Annotated in this window: 9 protein-coding genes; 6 read left to right on the top strand and 3 right to left on the bottom strand. The window is 72.8% G+C overall.

Translation table 11 applies throughout. The features are described from left to right. Positions 1–44 precede the first annotated feature (44 nt). Both ACIBCA_RS24155 and ACIBCA_RS24150 read left to right on the top strand, forming a co-directional pair. Positions 45–704 (top strand): TetR/AcrR family transcriptional regulator, encoded by a 660-nt coding sequence (locus ACIBCA_RS24155; protein ID WP_396285050.1) that lies wholly within the window; start codon positions 45–47, stop codon positions 702–704. Between the two features lie 209 nt (positions 705–913). After that, on the top strand, positions 914–1,942 hold the full coding sequence (locus tag ACIBCA_RS24150; protein WP_396285049.1) for an endonuclease/exonuclease/phosphatase family protein: 1,029 nt from the start codon (positions 914–916) through the stop codon (positions 1,940–1,942). An 18-nt stretch (positions 1,943–1,960) separates the two neighbouring features. Here ACIBCA_RS24150 and ACIBCA_RS24145 read toward each other — a convergent pair whose 3' ends face one another. After that, positions 1,961–3,721: an NAD+ synthase gene (locus ACIBCA_RS24145; protein WP_396285048.1), complete on the bottom strand. Its 1,761-nt coding sequence runs from the start codon at positions 3,719–3,721 to the stop codon at positions 1,961–1,963. 189 nt (positions 3,722–3,910) lie between these two features. Between ACIBCA_RS24145 and glnA the strand changes: the two genes are divergently transcribed. Both glnA and ACIBCA_RS24135 read left to right on the top strand, forming a co-directional pair. Beyond that, complete coding sequence (gene glnA / locus ACIBCA_RS24140; protein WP_396285047.1) at positions 3,911–5,272, top strand: type I glutamate--ammonia ligase; 1,362 nt, start codon at positions 3,911–3,913, stop codon at positions 5,270–5,272. A 178-nt stretch (positions 5,273–5,450) separates the two neighbouring features. Next, positions 5,451–6,665, top strand: a complete 1,215-nt coding sequence (locus ACIBCA_RS24135; protein WP_396285046.1) for a hypothetical protein — start codon at positions 5,451–5,453, stop codon at positions 6,663–6,665. On the opposite strand, the gene ACIBCA_RS24130 is transcribed toward ACIBCA_RS24135, so the two are convergent. Beyond that, a complete protein-coding gene (locus ACIBCA_RS24130) occupies positions 6,632–7,771 on the bottom strand; it encodes an acyltransferase family protein (protein ID WP_396285045.1) in 1,140 nt (379 codons plus the stop codon). The two genes, ACIBCA_RS24135 and ACIBCA_RS24130, sit on opposite strands and share 34 nt — an antisense overlap. 132 nt (positions 7,772–7,903) lie before the next feature. Between ACIBCA_RS24130 and ACIBCA_RS24125 the strand changes: the two genes are divergently transcribed. After that, positions 7,904–10,930, top strand: coding sequence for a bifunctional [glutamine synthetase] adenylyltransferase/[glutamine synthetase]-adenylyl-L-tyrosine phosphorylase (locus ACIBCA_RS24125; RefSeq protein ID WP_396285044.1), 3,027 nt, complete (start codon positions 7,904–7,906; stop codon positions 10,928–10,930). A 51-nt stretch (positions 10,931–10,981) separates the two neighbouring features. Here ACIBCA_RS24125 and ACIBCA_RS24120 read toward each other — a convergent pair whose 3' ends face one another. Continuing rightward, complete coding sequence (locus tag ACIBCA_RS24120) at positions 10,982–11,947, bottom strand: phosphatase PAP2 family protein (protein WP_396285043.1); 966 nt, start codon at positions 11,945–11,947, stop codon at positions 10,982–10,984. Between the two features lie 338 nt (positions 11,948–12,285). On the opposite strand from ACIBCA_RS24120, the gene pulA reads away from it, so the two are divergent. After that, positions 12,286–17,886 (top strand): pullulanase-type alpha-1,6-glucosidase, encoded by a 5,601-nt coding sequence (pulA, locus tag ACIBCA_RS24115; RefSeq protein ID WP_396285042.1) that lies wholly within the window; start codon positions 12,286–12,288, stop codon positions 17,884–17,886. The last annotated feature ends 585 nt before the right edge of the window (positions 17,887–18,471 follow it).

The following is an 18,471-nucleotide window of genomic DNA, read 5'->3' as shown; positions in this document are numbered from 1 at the left end:
GGACGGGCCCCGATGCCCGGGCAGAGCGAGGGAGAGTACCGGGGATGAAGACGGACACCCCGACGGCCGGGCCCCAGGCCCCCGACTGCGGCGAGCGGGACTGCGGCGCCGCCGGTGCGGGACGGCGCGGGCGGCCGCGCAGCGAGGCCGCCGAGCAGGCGATCTTCGCCGCCGTCGAAGGCCTGATGGCCGCCGGCACGATGATGTCCGAGCTGACCATCGAGGGCATCGCCGCGGCCGCCGGCGTCGGCAAGGCCACCATCTACCGGCGCTGGCCCAACAAGGAGGCCCTGCTCGTCGACGTGGTCAGCCGGCTGGAGGCCCCCGCGCCCGAGCCGAGCGGCCTGGGCGTGCGCGAGGATCTGGTCAAGATGATCGACTACATGCGCCGCCGGGGCCTCGCCAAGCGCACCCGCTGGGTGCTCAAGGCCGCCCTCGGCCAGATGCAGAGCCAGCCCGAGCTGTACGCCGCGTACCGCGAACGGGTGATCAAGCCGCGCCGCGAGGCCGCGCTGACCCTGATCCGCCAGGCCGTCGAGGAGGGCGTGCTCCGCTCCGACCTCGACGTGGAACTCCTCGGGGACCTGATGCTCGGCCCGATCCTCTACCGCGCCATCCTCTGGGACGACTCCGACCTGGAGGACCCGGACCTCGCCCGCACCATGGTCGACTCGCTCCTCGACGGCCTCGCCCCGCCCGCCTGACCCCGCTGACGCGCCGATCGGGCATCCCCGCCGGCGTGGCCTCGCTCACGGAACCGGCCGCGCCGGAACCCTCACCGCGGGGCCCCACGTCTGTCCCGGCATAGGCTGAGCCGGGAATCCGATCGAACCGGCACCAGTCGGGCACTTCGTCCGCGCACCGCGCGGGCGGGGCCGGACCGGCGGACGGCACGAGCGAACGGGAGCCACGGATGGCGCAGGCGGGCACGACCGAGGAACGGGCCCCGGCCCCACCGGCCCGGGGCGGCGGCTTCCTCGGCCTGCGCCACTGGGGCCGCGACCGGCGCGGCGCCACCGTCTGGCGGCGGGGCCTGCTGCTGGCCGCCCTGGCCGTCCTCGTCGCCCTGCTGCTGGCCTTCCACGCCGAGGTGCCCAACGGCGTCGGCAACCTCGGCAGCCTGCTGGAGACCTTCCTGCCCTGGCTGGGCCTGGCCGTCCCCGTGCTGCTGGCGGCCGCGCTGCTGCGCCGCTCCGCCACCGCGCTGATCGCCCTGCTGCTGCCCGCCGCTCTCTGGGCCAACCTGTTCGGGGGCCTGGTCACCGACCGCAGCGGCGGCGGCCACGGCGACTGGACGGTGGTCAGCCACAACGTCGCCGCCGGGAACACCGACGTGCCCGGCACGATCCGGGGCCTGGTGGGCTCCGGCGCCCAGATCGTCGCCCTCCAGGAGCTGGCCGGTTCGGCGCTGCGCTCGTACGAGACCGGGCTCGCCGGGGCCTACCCGTACCACGCGGTGGAGGGGACGGTCGGGCTCTGGTCGAAGTACCCGATCGGTGACGTCTCCCCGGTGGACCTGAGGATGGGCTGGACCAGGGCCTTCCGCGCCGAGGTCACCACCCCGCAGGGCCCGCTCGCCGTGTACGTGGCGCACCTGCCCTCCGTCCGGCTCAAGGCCGAGGGCGGCTTCACCGTCGACCAGCGGGACGTCAGCGCGCAGGCGCTCGGCAACGCGATCCAGGCCGAGCGGGTGAGGAAGGTCCTGCTGCTCGGCGACCTCAACGGCACCATGAACGACCGCAGCTTGGCGCCGATCACCTCGCAGATGCGCTCGGCCCAGGGCGCCGCCGGGGACGGCTTCGGGTTCAGCTGGCCGGCCGCCTTCCCGATGGCGCGGATCGACCAGATCATGAGCAAGGGCGGGCTGACGCCGGTGGACTCCCGCACCCTGCCCCGGGACGGCAGCGACCACCTCCCGGTGGCCGCCACCTACCGCTACTAGCCGCTGGTCAGCCCCTGATCAGCCGCGCCGCCACCGGTTGGTGATCGGCAGGCGGCGGTCCCGCCCGAAGTTCTTCACCGAGACCTTCGGGCCCGGCGGGTACTGGCGGCGCTTGTACTCGGCGGTGTCGACCAGCCGGACCACCCGGTCCACCACCGCCGGGTCGAAGCCGGCCGCGACGATCGCGTCCCGGCCCTCGTCGCCCTCGATGTAGCGGGTCAGCACCTCGTCCAGCAGGTCGTAGTCGGGCAGCGAGTCGGTGTCCACCTGGTCGGGCCGCAGCTCGGCGGACGGCGGCTTGCTGATCGTGTTCTCCGGGATCGGCGGCTCCTCGCCGCGCCGCAGGGCCTCCTCGTTGCGCCAGCGGGCCAGGCGGAAGATCAGCGACTTGTAGACGTCCTTGATCGGGCCGTACGCGCCCACCGAGTCGCCGTACAGGGTCGAGTAGCCGACGGCCAGCTCGCTCTTGTTGCCCGGCGCCAGGACGAGGTGGCCCTCCTGGTTGGAGACCGCCATCAGCAGGGTGCCGCGCAGCCGGGACTGCAGGTTCTCCTCGGCCAGGCCCGTCAGCTCGGTCGCGGCCATGTAGGCGTCGAACATCGGGGCGATGGGGACGGTACGGAAGTTCAGGCCGGTGCGGCGGGCCAGCTCGGCCGCGTCGTCCCGGGAGTGCTGGGAGGAGTAGCGGCTGGGCATCGAGACGCAGTACACGTTCTCCGCGCCGATCGCGTCCACGGCGATCGAGGCCACCAGCGCCGAGTCGATGCCGCCGGACAGGCCGATCAGCACCGACCGCATGCCGTTCTTCACCACGTACGCCCGGGTGCCGGAGACCAGGGCGGCCCAGATCTCCGCCTCGTCGGAGATCCTCGGCGCGACCTCGGAGCTCACCCGCTCGGCCGGCTCCACCGGCTCCACCGGCTCCCCGCCCAGCTCGGAGCGGACCAGGTGCAGGCCGTCGGCGAGCAGCAGGCCGTCCGTGTGGTCGCTGCTGGCGGCCGGCAGGTCGAGGTCGAGGACCATCAGGTGCTCCTCGAACTGCGGGGAGCGGGCGAGGACCTCGCCGTCCGCGGCGACCACGATCGAGTCGCCGTCGAAGACCAGCTCGTCCTGGCCGCCGACCATGTTGACGTACGCCAGGGCGCAGCCCGCCTCGGCCGCGCGCCGGCGGACCAGCTCCAGGCGCCGGTCGTCCTTGTCGCGCTCGTACGGGGAGCCGTTGAGCACCAGCAGCAGCCCGGCCTCGGCCTCGGCGGCGGCGCTCACCCGGCCGCCGTCCTGCCAGATGTCCTCGCAGATCGCCAGCGCCACGTCCACCCCGCGCACCCGCAGCACCGGCAGCTGGTCGCCGGGGACGAACCAGCGGAACTCGTCGAAGACGCCGTAGTTGGGCAGGTGGTGCTTGGCGAAGCGGGTGACCACCTCGCCCCGGTGCAGCACGGCCGCGCAGTTCTGCGGAGACCCGGCCGGACGGCCCAGCCGCGGCGAGGCGTGCTCCGACCGCCCGAGGTAGCCGACCACGACGGGCACCTCGCCCAGCCCCTCCCGCGCCAGCCGCTCCGCGAGCTCGACCAGGGCGGAGCGGGAGGCCTCCACGAAGGAGTGCCGCAGCGCGAGGTCCTCCACCGGGTACCCGGTCAGGGCCATCTCGGGGAACGCGACCAGCTGCGCGCCGGCCTCCGCGGCCTGCCTGGTCCAGCGCACCACCTCGTCCCCGTTGCGTGCGAGGTCACCGACCCACGGGTCGGTCTGACAGAGGGCGAGACGGAGAGTGGGCATGGCTCGAAGTGTAATCGTCGATCTGACGCGATGTCCCGTCAGGGGCCCCTGGACGGGGAGTCCGGGGGGGGGGTCGGCACTGCCGGGCGGGGCGGCGATCGGCCATGATGGGGTCAGGCGTTCGGTGGGGTCTTTCGGCGGCCTTCCGGGCGTAACACGAGCGTAAAGAGCAGAGGTGAGACTGTCCCCATGGGCAAGCAGCAGCAGTTCGTGCTTCGGACGCTCGAGGAGCGTGACATCCGGTTCGTCCGGCTGTGGTTCACCGACGTTCTCGGGTTCCTCAAGTCGGTCGCGGTGGCGCCGGCGGAGCTGGAGCAGGCGTTCGAGGAGGGCATCGGCTTCGACGGCTCGGCGATCGAGGGATTCGCCCGGGTGTACGAGTCCGACATGATCGCCAAGCCGGACCCGACGACCTTCCAGATCCTGCCCTGGCGCTCGGAGACCCCGGGCACCGCCCGGATGTTCTGCGACATCCTGATGCCGGACGGCTCGCCCTCCTACGCCGACCCCCGGTTCGTGCTCAAGCGCACCCTGGAGAAGGCCTCCGAGCTGGGGTTCACCTTCTACACCCACCCGGAGATCGAGTTCTTCCTGCTGAAGAACCTCCCCGGCGACGGCACCGCGCCGATCCCCGCCGACCAGTCCGGCTACTTCGACCACACCCCGCGCGGGGTGGGCCACGACTTCCGCCGGCAGGCCATCACCATGCTGGAGTCGATGGGCATCTCGGTGGAGTTCTCGCACCACGAGGGCGCCCCCGGCCAGCAGGAGATCGACCTGCGCTACGCGGACGCGCTCTCCACCGCCGACAACATCATGACCTTCCGCCTGGTCATGAAGGAGGTCGCGCTGGAGCAGGGCGTGCACGCCAGCTTCATGCCCAAGCCGTTCTCCGAGCACCCCGGCAGCGGCATGCACACCCACGTCTCCCTCTTCGAGGGCGACCGCAACGCCTTCCACGAGTCCGGCGCCGAGTACCAGCTCTCCAAGGTGGGGCGCTCGTTCATCGCGGGCCTGCTGCGCCACGCCGCCGAGACGGCCGCCGTCACCAACCAGTGGGTGAACTCGTACAAGCGCATCTGGGGCGGCTCCCAGCGCACCGCCGGCGCCGGCGGTGAGGCCCCCTCGTACATCTGCTGGGGCCACAACAACCGCTCGGCCCTGATCCGCGTGCCGATGTACAAGCCCGGCAAGCAGGGCTCCACCCGCGTCGAGGTCCGCTCCCTGGACACCGGCTGCAACCCGTACCTCGCCTACGCCGTAACCCTCGCCGCCGGCCTCAAGGGCATCCAGGAGGGCTACGAGCTCCCGCCCGGCGCCGACGACGACGTCTGGGCCCTGTCCGACTCCGAGCGCCGCGCCCTGGGCATCCAGCCGATGCCGCAGAACCTCGGCGAGGCCATCGACCTGATGCAGCGCAGCGAGCTCGTCGCCGAGACCCTGGGCGAGCACGTCTTCGACTTCTTCCTCCGGAACAAGCGTCAGGAGTGGGAGGAGTACCGCTCCGAGGTCACCCCGTTCGAGCTGCGCAAGAACCTCCAGGTGTTGTAGCGGCAGGTTCCGCGTAAACGGGCCGGGGCCCGCCGTCGTCCGGGAGGATGACGGCGGGCCCCTCCGTATGGGTGGATCTGCGGCGAAACGTTCCTCTGATGGCGGTTTGTGACGATGATGTGACGGAACGTCGTGGTCCGATTGGCGGGCTTCGTCCGTTACGTCCCCGAGAGGCACCATGCGCTCCTCCACCGTCAGCCGCGCCGCCGCCGCCCGTCTGCTCGCCCGCCGCACCGGCGTCGCGGGCGCCGCGCTCGTCGCCGTCGCCGGTCAGCTCCTCATCGCGCCCACCATGGCCGACGCCCGCGGCTCCGGCTCCTCGAAGCCGCACACCCGCGCCGAGACCATCTCCGAGAACCCGCTGCCGTTCACCACCCGCTTCACGGGCAACTTCCACGGCTCCATCACCCGGATCAGCAACTCGCTGATGACCTGCGACGAGACCAAGGCGCCGCTGGACCCGGCGCAGCCGCCCTGCGAGGACGCCCGCAAGGGCCTCGGTCCCAGGCCGATCAACAACAAGTACGAGATGAAGTACATCAACATCGACCCGGGCTCGATCGGCCCGCTCGGTGACCAGATCTACTCCGCCAGCTCCGCCGACCTCGGCCTGATCGACGGCTCCCACGTCAAGTACGCCCGGCTGTACTGGGGCGGCACCCGGGGCATCGGCGACACCGTGCTGCCGGAGAGCCAGATCGACGAGGTGTACCTGAAGGTCCCGGGCGAGAAGCAGTACCGCAACATCGCCAACGACCAGCCGTCCATCGGCTACATCACCACCGACGTGGAGAGCAGCTACCAGGCGTCCGCCGACATCACCGACCTGGTCAAGAACGCCGGCAACGGCACCTACACCGTCGCCAACATGGACTCGGTGGTGAAGCCGCACAGCTGGGGCGGCTGGACGATCGTCGTCGCGTACGAGAACGAGTGCAAGCCGCTGCGCCACATCCACCTGTGGGACGGCTTCCAGGTCGAGCTGCCGGACAGCCCGCAGCTGGACGTCAAGCTGTCCGGGCTGCACACTCCGGACAGCGGCCCGGTCGGCGGCAAGCTCGGCTTCGTCGTCTACGACGGCGACCTCAAGTGGACGGGCGACACCCTCTCGGTCAAGTCCACCAAGGGGCCCGCGGCTCTCTTCCAGGACGTCAACCACGCGCCGGACGACGCCTTCAACTCCACCATCGAGGAGCTCACCCCGGCCGACCAGTTCGCCCGGAACCCGTACAACCGCAACAACTTCGGCTACGACTCCAACCGTTGGGACATCTCCCCGTTCCTGCGCAACGGGGACACCGACCTGACCGCCAGCTTCAACACCCAGAAGGACGGCTACGACGTCGGCGTCTTCTACGCCTACGTCAACCTGGACGGATCCGAGGAGGTCTGAGCCTCCGACACCTCCCGGCGCCGCTGCCGCACCACCTGTGGCAGCGGCGCCGGTGCGTTCCCACGCAGGAGGCGTTCGCAGGGGCGCTCCACCCGGCGGTACAGCGCCCCGGCGGCGAACAGCGAACCGCCGGCCAGCAGCAGCCAGACGAGCGCCGTCGCCGCGCCCGGCTCGGGGCGGCCCCGCAGGGCCGTCCAGCAGCGCAGGCCGATCTCGTGCGCGAGGTACCAGGCGTACGACCACTCGCCGAGCCGCACCGCCGCCCGCCCGGCCAGCAGCCGGGGTGCCGTACCCTCGGCGTCCCGCCGGGCGGCGGCGGCCAGCAGGGCCGCGAACAGCGGGGCGGGCACCAACTGCGAGGCGCTGTACGGCCCGTACCAGAGCGCGTCCGGCACGCAGGCGTGCCAGGGGACCAGCGCGAGGTGCCAGGCCAGGACGGCGAGCGCGGCCGGGGCGAGCCGCAGCCGGGGGAGCAGGCCGTGGCGGACGGCCAGGCCGACGACCACGCCGAGGACGAACTGCGGGGTGCGGGTCAGCGGCAGGTAGTCCAGCAGGAAGCCGCGCAGCGACGGGTCCCCGGGCAGCAGGGCGCCCGCCGCCCACAGGGCCGGGCCGAGGGCCGAACAGAGGGCCGCGAGCGGCAGCCAGGTGCGCGGACGGGGCCTCAACGCCCTTAGCAGGTACGGGAACAGCAGGTAGAACCAGGCTTCGGCGCCCAGCGACCAGGAGGCCGGGTTGCCCCCGTACACCGTCCCCGGCGTCCAGGTGTGCAGCAGGGCCAGGGACCAGAGCGCCGCCGCGAGGGGCAGGGCCGCGCCGATCGCGGCGTCGGCGGCCAGGGAGAGCGCGGTGGTCAGCGCGTGCAGCGGCCAGATCCGGGCGAAGCGGCGGCGGGCGAAGGCCGCGGTACGGGTGGGGGAGGCGTCGTACGTCCAGGCGAGGACGAAGCCGGAGAGGACGAAGAAGAAGGTGACGCCCGAACGCCCGTACCAGGCAAGGGGACTGAGCAGCGGCACCTCGCCGACCTTGCGGGAGAGGTGGTACAGCACCACGAGCAGGGCGGCCCAGAAGCGCAGCCCGGTCAGCGAGGGCAGGCGGCTGGGCATCGGGCGGCTCCGGAGCGTCAGGGGGCAGGGGAGGCGGGCGCCGGGTGAACGAGCCCGCCCGGCTGGTGGTCACGCCCGGCGCGGGGCCGCGCGGGCGCGTAGCCTGCTGAGGGGCGACGGATGGGAGGGCCGATGGCGGTGGAGGATCAGCGGACCGGCGGCCGGGTGAGCCGGCCGGAGATGCGGCTGGTCAGGCGCGGGTTCACCGACCCGGCGCAGGCGGTGCGGCTGCTGGACGGCCCCGGGCTGGAGGGCCTCGCCGACGACCCCGTGCTGCTGGACGCGCTCGGCGCCACCGCCGACCCGGACCTCGCCCTGCTCGGCCTCGCCCGGCTGCTGGAGGCGTCCGACCAGGCCGACCGCCACACCCTGCGCGACACCCTCACCACCTCCAAGCCGCTGCGCGACCGGCTGCTCGGCGTCCTCGGAGTCTCCGCCGCCCTCGGCGACCACCTGGCCCGGCACCCGCACGACTGGCACGTGCTCGTCACCTTCGAGCTGCGCGACATGCACCCCGGCCCCGAGGACTTCCGCCGCGCCCTCGCCGAGGGCGTCCGCGACCCCCGCCACGACCCCGCCGACGCGCTGCGCATCGCCTACCGCCGCTGCCTGCTGGCCATCGCCGCCCGCGACCTCACCGGCACCACGGACCTCGCCCAGACCGCCGCCGAACTCGCCGACCTGGCCGGCGCCACCCTCCAGACCGCCCTGGACCTCGCCGCCGACCGGGACCGGGAGGCGGCCGCCGCCTGCCGCCTGGCCGTCATCGGCATGGGCAAGTGCGGCGGCCGGGAGCTCAACTACGTCTCCGACGTGGACGTCGTCTTCGTCGCCGAGCCCCGCGAGGGCGTCGACGAGCACGAGGCCCTCAAGGCGGCCACCAGGCTCGCCGCCGCCCTCACCCGCCTGTGCGCCGACACCACCGGCGAGGGCACCATCTGGCCGGTGGACGCCAACCTGCGCCCCGAGGGCCGCCACGGCCCGCTGGTGCGCACCCTGGCCAGCCACCTCGCCTACTACCAGCGCTGGGCCAAGACCTGGGAGTTCCAGGCCCTGCTCAAGGCCCGCCCCGTCGCAGGGGACGCCGAGCTCGGCGCCGCGTACGTCGAGGCGCTCGCCCCGATGGTCTGGCAGGCCGCCGCCCGGGACAACTTCGTCGCCGACGTGCAGCAGATGCGCCGCCGGGTGATCGACTCCATCCCCGCCACCGAACTGGACCGCCAGCTCAAGCTCGGCCCCGGCGGGCTGCGCGACGTCGAGTTCTCCGTGCAGCTGCTCCAGCTGGTGCACGGCCGCACCGACCCGGCGCTGCGCAGCGGCAACACCCTGGAGGCGCTGGCCGCGCTCTCCCGCGGCGGGTACGTCGGCCGGGCGGACGCCGCCGCGCTGGACGCCGCCTACCGCTTCCTGCGCTCGCTGGAGCACCACATCCAGCTCTACCGGCTGCGCCGCACCCACCTGATGCCCACCGGCGAGGAGGACCAGCGCCGCCTGGCCCGCTCGCTGGCGCCGCTGATCCACGGCGACACCCGCACCGACCCGGAGGCGGCGCTGCGCCGCGAGTGGCGGCGCCACGCCGTCGAGGTGCGGCGGCTGCACGAGAAGCTGTTCTACCGCCCGCTGCTCGACGCCGTCGCCGAACTGCCGCCCGGCGCCGCCGGGTTGACCCCGGACGCGGCCAGGGCCCGGCTGGAGGCGCTCGGCTACACGGACCCGGCCGCCGCCCTGCGCCACCTCAGCGCGCTCGCCTCCGGAGTAAGCCGCAAGGCCGCGATCCAGCGCACCCTGCTGCCGGTGCTGCTCGGCTGGTTCGCCGACTCGGCCGACCCGGACGCCGGGCTGCTCAACTTCCGCCAGGTCTCCGACGCCCTCGGCCGCACCCCCTGGTACCTGCGGCTGCTGCGCGACGAGTCCGCCGCCGCCGAGCAGCTGGCCCGGGTGCTCTCGGCAGGCCGGCTCGCCCCCGACCTGCTGCTGCGCGCCCCCGAGGCCGTCGCCATGCTGGGCGACCCGCAGGGCCTGGCGCCGCGCGGCCGGGCGGCCCTGGAGGCGGAGATACTGGCCGCCGTCGGCCGGGCCGGGACCACCGCCGCCGCCGTGGCCGCCGCCCGTTCGGTCCGGCGCCGGGAGCTGTTCCGCACCTCCGCCGCGGACGTGCTCGGGCGGCTCGCGGACGACCCGACCGAGGCGCTGGACCTCGCCGGGGAGGCGCTGACCTCGCTCAACGCCGCGACCCTCCAGGGCGCCCTGCGCGCCTGCGTCGCGGGCTGGGAGGCCCAGCACGGGGGCCTGCCGACCAGGATCGCGGTCATCGCGATGGGCCGCTTCGGCGGCCACGAGCTGGGCTACGGCTCCGACGCCGACGTCCTCTTCGTCCACGAGCCGCTGCTCGGCTCCCTGGACGAGGACGCCGCCCGGGCCGCCCAGGCCGTCTGCAACGAGCTGCGCACCCTGCTGGCCGCGCCCTCCACCGAGCCGCCGCTGCTGGTGGACGCCGACCTGCGGCCGGAGGGGCGCAGCGGTCCGCTGGTGCGCACCCTCGCCTCCTACGAGGCGTACTACCGGCGCTGGTCGCACGTCTGGGAGAGCCAGGCGCTGCTGCGGGCCGAGCCGGTGGCGGGGGACGAGGAGCTGGGCGAGCGGTTCCGGCGGCTGATCGACCCGCTGCGCTACCCGGGCACGGGCGTGCCGGAGCGGGACCTGGTGGAGATCCGCCGGATCAAGGCTCGGATCGAGGCCGAGCGGCTGCCGCGCGGAGCCGACCCGACCACCCACACCAAGATCGGCCGGGGCGGGCTGGCGGACGTGGAGTGGACGGTGCAGCTGCTGCAGCTGCGGCACGGGCACGAGGTGCCGGCCCTGCGCACCACCCGGACCAGGCCCGCGCTGGCCGCGGCCGTCGGGGCCGGGCTGGTCGGGGAGGCGGACGCGCGGGTGCTGGACGCGGCCTGGGTGCTGGCCTCCCGGGTGCGCTCGGCGGTGATGCTGGTGCGCGGCCGGCCCGGCGACAGCTTCCCCGGGGAGGCCAGGGAGCTGGCCGGGGTGGCGCGCTACCTCGGATACGGCGCCGGGCACAGCGGGGAGCTGGTGGACGACTACCGGCGCACCACCCGGCGGGCCAGGGCGGTCGTGGACCGGCTGTTCTACGGCTACAGCTGAGACGGGAAAGGGCCCCTCTCCCGCCGGGAGAGGGGCCCTTCACCCACGGTTTCAGCGCCGGGCGCTGTCGACCGTCGGCTCGCTCCACTGCTCGGGCACGGTGACCGGCGCCTCGGCCCGCTCCCGGGCGGGCACCTGCGGCAGCCTGTAGACCCACTCGTGGTAGAGCCAGCGGGCGGCCAGGAAGCCGCCCGCCAGGCAGATCTCGCCGCCCACCGCGTCAAGCCAGAAGTGGTTGGCGGTCGAGACGATGACCAGCAGCGTGGCGAGCGGGTACGCCACGCCGAGCGCCTTGACCCACGTGCGGCGGGCCAGGAAGAAGATCGCCAGGCCGCACCACATCGACCAGCCGATGTGCATCGAGGGCATGGCCGCGTACAGGTTGGAGACGTGCGAGGCCGGGCCGGAGGCGAAGGAGCCCCAGGTGTGGTGGGTCTGCACGGTGTCGATGAAGTCGCCGTCGGTCATCAGCCGGGGCGGGGCCAGCGGGAAGGTGTAGAAGCCGACCAGGGCGATCAGGGTGGTGACGAACAGCACGGTGCGGGCGGCCACGTAGCGGCCGGGGTGGCTGCGGTAGAGCCAGACCAGCACACCGATCGTGATGATGAAGTGCAGCGTCGCGTAGTAGTAGTTCATCCCGGTGATGAGCCACCCGACGCCGTCCATGGCGTGGTTGACCGAGCGCTCCACGGCGATGCCGAGGTCCTGCTCCAGCCTCCAGATCCAGCTCGCGTGCTTCTGGGCTATCGATTCCTGCTGCGGAACCGCGTTGCGCACGATCGAGTAGATCCAGTAGCTGACGCCGATGAGGGCGAGCTCGATCCAGATCCGGGGTCTGGCCGGGGAGCGGCGCTGCTCGCGGATGCGGCTGCGCAGCGCGGCGGTACGGGACTGGGCGGCACGGGTGGCTCCCTCGGGCATGCGCGCCGAGGCGGCCGTCGCCGTTGTGGAATCGCCACCGTGGGCCGCTTCGGCGCGTACGGCGTCGCCCTGCTGGATCTCGGTCGGTTCCCCCATGGACGAGAAGTCTGCCAGACGGCTCGTCGTCGTCCGCTCATCCTCCGGAAGTGGATTCTTCACCAGCTGTCCCCCTTGAGGCGTACGGCCTGTCCTAGGGGGTGGCTCCCACCGGGGTAGGGGGTACGGACGCGTCTGGTGCTCACCGGTGGAACAGGCATACGTCCCATTGTCACGCGGAGCGCTCCGGGCGCGTAATCGGGGTGGCCCTGACCGCCGCGGGGCCGCTGTCGGCCCGTATTTTCCCGGGAGGAAACCGTTTCTGCATCTTGCTGAAACATATTGCAGGCCGCTAGCTTCCTGGCAACCCGACCGCCCCTCCCCCTAGGGAGCCCTCAGTGGCCGATTCGCCGCTCCGCCCTCCGCGGAGCACCCCGTGGAGCATCCCGCGGAGCACCCCGCGCACCCCCCGCCGCAGATCCGGCCGTACGGCCGCGCTGCTCGCCGCCGCCCTGTCCGCCGCCCTCACCGCCGCGAGCCTCGGCGGCGCCCCCGCCGCCCTGGCCGCCGCCCCGCCCGCCCCGCCCTCCGACGCCGCGCTCGCGGCCACCGCCGGGCGCCACGACCTCACCCGCGAGCAGTTCTACTTCGTCCTGCCCGACCGGTTCGCAAACGGCGACACCGGCAACGACACCGGCGGCATCACCGGCGGACGGCTGGAGAACGGCCTCGACCCCGCCGACAAGGGCTTCTACCACGGCGGCGACCTCGCCGGGCTGATCCAGAAGCTCGACTACATCCAGAACCTGGGCACCACGGCGATCTGGATGGCGCCGATCTTCAAGAACAAGCCCGTCCAGGGCGCGGGGGACCAGGCCTCGGCCGGCTACCACGGGTACTGGATCACCGACTTCACCCAGGTCGACCCGCACTTCGGGACCAACGAGCAGCTCAAGGAGCTGATAGCCAAGGCGCACGCGCGCGGCCTCAAGGTCTTCTTCGACGTCATCACCAACCACACCGCCGACGTCCTCGACGACGCCGAGCAGCAGCACGCCTACCGCTCCACGGGCGCCTACCCGACGCTCGACGCGGACGGGAACCCCGTCGACGAGACGGCCGTCGCCGACGCGCGTGCCCCCTGGCCGAACCTGACCAAGGACTCCTTCCCCTACACCCCGGTGTTCCGTACCCCGGCCGACGCCAAGGCCAAGAGCCCGGACTGGCTCAACGACCCGGCGCTCTACCACAACCGGGGGGACTCCACCTTCGTCGGCGAGTCCGCCACCGAGGGCGACTTCAGCGGGCTGGACGACCTCGACACCCAGAACCCCCGGGTGGTGAAGGGCTTCGAGAAGGTCTACCAGCAGTGGGTGAAGGACGCCGGGGTGGACGGCTTCCGCATCGACACCGTCAAGCACGTCAACCTGGCCTTCTGGCAGCAGTGGGCGCCCGCGCTCAAGGAGTTCGCCGCCAAGCAGGGCAACCGGAAGTTCTTCATGTTCGGCGAGGTCTACTCCGGCGACCCGGCCGTCACCTCGCCCTACGTCACCAAGGGCAGGCTCCAGGCCACCCTGGACTTCCCCTTCCAGGGCGCGGCCCGCTCGTACGTCTCCCAGGGCGGCACCGCCAAGGCCCTCGCCGACGTGTACGCCCAGGACTACCGCTACACCAGCGCCGACACCGACGCCTACGAGCTGCCCACCTTCCTCGGCAACCACGACATGGGCCGCTTCGGCTCCTTCCTGCTCGCCGACAACCCGGGCGCCGACGAGGCCACCCTGCTGAGCAAGGACCGGCTCGGCAGCGAGCTGCAGTTCCTCACCCGGGGCCAGCCCGTCGTCTACTACGGCGACGAGCAGGGCTTCACCGGCGCGGGCGGCGACAAGGACGCCCGGCAGGACATGTTCGCCTCGCGGACCGCCTCCTACAACGCCGACCGCGTCCTCGGCGGCCCCTCCGGACCGGCCGACCGGTACGGGCAGGGCGGCGGGCTCTACCAGGGCCTCGCCTCGCTGGCGAAGCTGCGGCGGGACAACCCGGCGCTGGCCGACGGCGCGCAGATCGAGCGGTACGCCGCCGACGGCGCGGGCGTGTACGCCTTCTCCCGGATCGACGCCGGGCAGCAGGTCGAGTACCTGGTGGCCGTGAACAACGCGGCCGAGGCGAAGACCGTCACCCTGGACACCTTCTCGGCGGGGATGGGCTTCGACCGGATCTACCCCTCGGCGGGCTCCGCCCCGACTTCCGCGACCGCCCCGACTTCCGCGACCACCCTGACCTCCGCGACCGCCCTGACCTCCGGCGGCGACCACAGGGTGACGGTGACCGTCCCGGCGCTGTCCTCCGTGGTGTTCAAGGCGGACGGCAAGGTGGCCTCCGGTGACGCCGCCCCGCAGCTGTCGGTGCAGCCGCCCGCGGACGGCTCCACCGGGCTGGTCACCGTCGGGGCCAAGGCGGACGGCGGCTTCAACCGGGTGAGCTTCGCCGCGCAGATCGGCGACGGGCCCTGGCAGACCCTGGGCACCGCCGACAACGGGAAGTACGCCGTCACCCAGGACCTGGGCGCCACGGCCCCCGGCACGGTGGTGCGCTACAAGGCCGTCGTCCAGGACGCCGCGGGCCACCTGCGCTCCGCCACCGCGAGCTTCACCACCGGCGCCCCGGCCCCCAAGCCCGTGCCCACCGCCGGCTCCCGCCCGTACGCCGTCGTCCACTACAACCGCGCCGACGGCGACTACGACGGCTGGAACCTCTACGCCTGGGGCGACCTCGCCGACGGCGAGGGCACCCAGTGGCCCGCCGGGCACCCGTTCACCGGCCGGGACGCGTACGGCGCCTTCGCGTACGTGAAGCTCAAGCCGGGCGCCTCGGACCTCGGCTTCATCGTGGAGAGGAACGGCGTCAAGGACGTGGACGCCGACCGCCACGTCGACGTCGGCGCCGGCGGCGAGGTGTGGCTCAAGCAGGGCGACCCCACCGTCCGCACCGCGAACCCGGGCCCGCCCAACACTCAGCCCGCCGACACCGCCGTCCTCCACTACCACCGGGAGGACGGCGACTACGACGGCTGGGGCCTGCACGACTGGACCGGCGCCGCCACCCCCACCGACTGGGGAAAGCCGCTGACGCCGGTGCGCCGCGACGCCTTCGGCGCCGTCTTCGAGGTGCCGCTGGCCCCCGGAGCGAGCAGCCTCAGCTACATCCTGCACCGCGGCGACGAGAAGGACCTGCCCGCCGATCAGTCCCTGAACCTGACCGCCGACGGGCGGGAGGTGTGGATCCTCGGCGGCCGCGAGGGCTACCTGCTGCCGCAGAACCCGGGCTCCGCCTCCCAGGTGGACCTCTCCACCGCCAAGGCCCAGTGGATCGACGCCCGTACGGTCGTCGTCCCGCCCGGCTACGGCGCCACCGACGCGGCCCTGGCCGGCGGCGCGAGCGCGCAGCTGGTCTACGACCCCGAGGGCGGCATCCGCGCCGACAAGGGCGTGCTGACCAAGCCCGGCCACTGGCTGCGGCTCAGCCCCGTGCCCGGCGGACTCACCGACGCCCAGAAGGCCGCGTACCCGCACCTGTCCGGCTACCGGGCCTTCACCCTCGACGCCAGGGACACCGCCCGCGTCCCGGCCGCGCTGCGCGGCCAGCTGCTCTTCACCGAGCACCTCCCGAACGGCGCCGCGCTGGCCGCCACCGGCGTGCAGATCCCCGGCGTGCTGGACGACCTGTACGCCCGTCGCACCGGAAAGGTGGATTTCGGCCCGGCCTACTACGACGGCAAGGTGGCGCTCTCGCTCTGGGCGCCGACCGCGCAGCAGGTCTCCGTCCAGGTCTTCGACTCCGCCACCGGCGGCAGCCCGAAGACCCTGCCGCTGAAGCAGGACGAGGAGACCGGCGTCTGGGAACTCGTCCGTGACAGGCGCGAGTTGGACGGCAAGTACTACCTCTACCAGGTCAAGGTCTGGGCGCCCTCGGTGCAGCAGACGGTCGTCAACACCGTCACCGACCCGTACTCCGTCGCCCTCTCCACCGACTCCCGGCGCAGCCTGGTCGCCGACCTGGACGCCAAGGAGCTCAAGCCCGCCGGCTGGGACGACCAGCCCCGCCCGCCGGCCGTTCCGCAGGGGAAGCAGCAGATCCAGGAACTGCACGTCCGGGACTTCTCGGTGGAGGACTCCACCGTCCCGGCGGCCGAACGCGGCACCTACCTGGCCTTCACCGAGTCCGAATCGGCCGGCATGCGGCATCTGCGCGAACTCGCCCAGGCCGGGGTGACCACGATCCACCTGCTGCCGACCTTCGACCTCGCCACCGTCCGGGAGAACCGGGCGGAGCAGAAGCTGCCCGCCTGCGACCTCAAGTCCCTTCCCCCGGACGGCCCCAAGCAGCAGGAGTGCGTGGCGGCCGTCGCCGCCGAGGACGCGTACAACTGGGGCTACGACCCGCTGCACTACAACGTGCCGGAGGGCTCCTACGCCACCGACCCCAACGGTACGGCCCGTACGGTGCAGTTCCGGCGGATGGTGCAGGCGATCCACGCGGCCGGGCTGCGCGTGGTGCTGGACGTGGTCTACAACCACACCGCCGCCGCCGGCCAGGCCGACCACTCGGTGCTGGACCGGGTGGTGCCCGGCTACTACCACCGCCTGGACGCCAACGGCAAGGTGACGACGGACAGTTGCTGCGCCGACACCGCGCCCGAGCACGCCATGATGAACCGGCTGGTGGTCGACTCCGTGTCGCTGTGGGCCCGGGAGTACCAGGTCGACGGCTTCCGCTTCGACCTGATGGGCATCGACCCGAAGTCCACCATGCTCGACGTGCAGTCCGCGCTGCGCCGGATGACCCCGGCCTCGGACGGCGTCGACGGCAAGAACGTCCTCCTGTACGGCGAGGGCTGGAACTTCGGCGTCGTCGCGAACAACGCCCGCTTCGAACAGGCCACCCAGCTCAACCTGGCCGGCACCGGCATCGCCACCTTCGACGACCGGCTGCGCGACGCCGCCCGCGGCGGCAACTTCATGCTGAACTCCGCGCCGCAGCAGGGCTTCTCCTCCGGCCTGTTCACCGACCCCAACGGCTCGCCGGCCAACGGCACCCCCGAGGAGCAGAAGGCCCGGCTGCTGCACCAGATGGACCAGGTGAAGGTCGGGCTGACGGGCAACCTGGCCGGGTACTCCTTCACCGACAGCTCGGGCCGGGCCGTCACCGGCGCCCAGGTCGACTACAACGGCTCCCCGACCGGGTACGCGGCCAGGCCGGGGGAGTCGGTGGAGTACGTGGACGCCCACGACAACACCGACCTGTTCGACGCGCTCGCGTACAAGCTGCCGAAGGCCACCGCGCCCGCCGACCGGGCCCGGATGCAGGCGCTCGGGCTGTCGCTGACCGCCCTCACCCAGGGCGTGGGCTTCGCCCAGGCCGGTAGCGACCTGCTGCGCTCCAAGTCCCTGGACTCCAACGCCTACGACTCCGGCGACTGGTTCAACTCCATCCACTGGGACCCGTCGCAGGGGAACGGCTGGGGCCGCGGACTGCCCATGGCGAAGGACAACCAGGAGATGTGGCCCGCCGCCCGACTCCTCCTGGGGGACCCGAAGTTGACCGTGAGCGCGGCCGACATCCGGGCCACGGGCGCGCAGTACCGGGAGTTCCTGCGCATCAAGCAGTCCTCGCCGCTGTTCGCCCTGCCCACCCTGTCCGACGTCCAGCGGCGGCTGTCCTACCCGCTCTCCGGCACGCCCGGGGAGACGCCCGGGGTCATCACCCTGCACCTGGACGGCACGGGCCTGCCGGGCGCGGAGAAGGGCGTCACCGTGGTCTTCAACGCCACGCCCACCGCGCAGACCCAGGCGCTCCCGGCCCTGCGGGGGACGGAGCAGGCGCTGCACCCCGTCCAGGCGGGCGGGGCGGACGCGGTGGTGAAGACGGCCGCCTTCGACGCCGCGACCGGGACGTTCACCGTGCCGGGCCGGACGGTGGCGGTGTTCGTCCAGAGGTAGGCCCGCTCTTCCGGCTCACGCAGGGTCGATCGCCCACGATCGCAACCCCCGGGCCCCGCACCGCCGTTCAGGCGGTGCGGGGCCCGTAGCGTTCTCGCCACCCGGTGGCCGGAAATCGCCGGTGGCACGGCCGTGGCACGGCTGCGGCACGGCAGTGCCGCGCCCGCCGGTAAGTCCGCCCTACCCAGCGGTACGAACCACACCCCTGAGCGCTGGTCAGTGACTTTCGGCGGTGATCGAACTTCTCGGGGGGCATGAAAACCGTGTTCACAAGCCAGTCCCGCCGTAACACAACTGATGAACAGTCGTGCATACGGTTTCGGTAATGAACCGGCCAATCAGTGGCATGCATCTGTCATTGACGCGCCGTTTACTGCCACGATTCGTCCGGCTGCAGACGTGGGGGCCCCACCTCCCGGAGCAGCCGCTCCAGTTCAGGTGCAGCGCGACCGACCCTGCAGCTCGTCCGTAACGCCGCATTCCCACCGCGCCACCGCACTTCCGCACCTCCGCCGTGTACCCCGGCGGGGGCCCCCACTGCGCCGCAACCCCGCGGCCCAGCGTCTCTCCACCGTGTGCGAACCG

Origin of the sequence: Kitasatospora sp. NPDC051170 (genome assembly GCF_044455705.1) — a bacterium.
Classification (GTDB): Bacteria; Actinomycetota; Actinomycetes; order Streptomycetales; family Streptomycetaceae; genus Kitasatospora.
This window is presented reverse-complemented; position numbering and strand designations above follow the sequence as displayed.

Bases quoted from the DNA above. Each gene is read 5' to 3' on its own strand.
- ACIBCA_RS24155 (WP_396285050.1), top strand. From the start codon at position 45: ATGAAGACGGACACCCCGACGGCCGGGCCCCAGGCCCCCGACTGCGGC.
- ACIBCA_RS24150 (WP_396285049.1), top strand. From the start codon at position 914: ATGGCGCAGGCGGGCACGACCGAGGAACGGGCCCCGGCCCCACCGGCC.
- ACIBCA_RS24145 (WP_396285048.1), bottom strand. From the start codon at position 3,721: ATGCCCACTCTCCGTCTCGCCCTCTGTCAGACCGACCCGTGGGTCGGT.
- glnA (WP_396285047.1), top strand. From the start codon at position 3,911: ATGGGCAAGCAGCAGCAGTTCGTGCTTCGGACGCTCGAGGAGCGTGAC.
- ACIBCA_RS24135 (WP_396285046.1), top strand. From the start codon at position 5,451: ATGCGCTCCTCCACCGTCAGCCGCGCCGCCGCCGCCCGTCTGCTCGCC.
- ACIBCA_RS24130 (WP_396285045.1), bottom strand. From the start codon at position 7,771: ATGCCCAGCCGCCTGCCCTCGCTGACCGGGCTGCGCTTCTGGGCCGCC.
- ACIBCA_RS24125 (WP_396285044.1), top strand. From the start codon at position 7,904: ATGGCGGTGGAGGATCAGCGGACCGGCGGCCGGGTGAGCCGGCCGGAG.
- ACIBCA_RS24120 (WP_396285043.1), bottom strand. From the start codon at position 11,947: ATGGGGGAACCGACCGAGATCCAGCAGGGCGACGCCGTACGCGCCGAA.